This is a genomic window from Mesorhizobium sp. M1A.T.Ca.IN.004.03.1.1 (assembly GCF_003997555.1).
In the GTDB taxonomy this organism is placed as follows: Bacteria; Pseudomonadota; Alphaproteobacteria; order Rhizobiales; family Rhizobiaceae; genus Mesorhizobium.
In genome coordinates this window covers 1-246 of sequence record NZ_RZTV01000855.1, presented here as the reverse complement: position 1 = coordinate 246, position 246 = coordinate 1, and the positions used below count along the sequence as shown (strand labels likewise).

1 protein-coding gene is annotated in these 246 nt (G+C 64.6%); it reads right to left on the bottom strand.

What is annotated here, in order from left to right:
- Window positions 1-40: 40 nt before the first annotated feature.
- Window positions 41-246 (bottom strand): hypothetical protein (locus EOD29_RS34115; RefSeq protein ID WP_206520611.1); only part of this gene is annotated, 206 nt, incomplete at its 5' end.

The following is a 246-nucleotide window of genomic DNA, read 5'->3' as shown; positions in this document are numbered from 1 at the left end:
GGGGAAAGGGGTTAGGCAGTCGTCGCAGTAGGGCATGATTTCAAACCCCTGCGAGTTCGCGGGCGGCGCGCTGCTGGTAGGCGACAACGGTTGCTTCGCAAGGCTGCATTTTCCATTCCGCCATGAGCTTGCGGGCGAGCGTGTACGGCGCAGAGCCGCCGCCGCTGGGAGTGCAGGCGAGGAGGGAGGCGAGAAGCATCTGCTTCTCGGTGTTGCTGAGGTCCATGGGAGGCTCCGTGGCAGGGA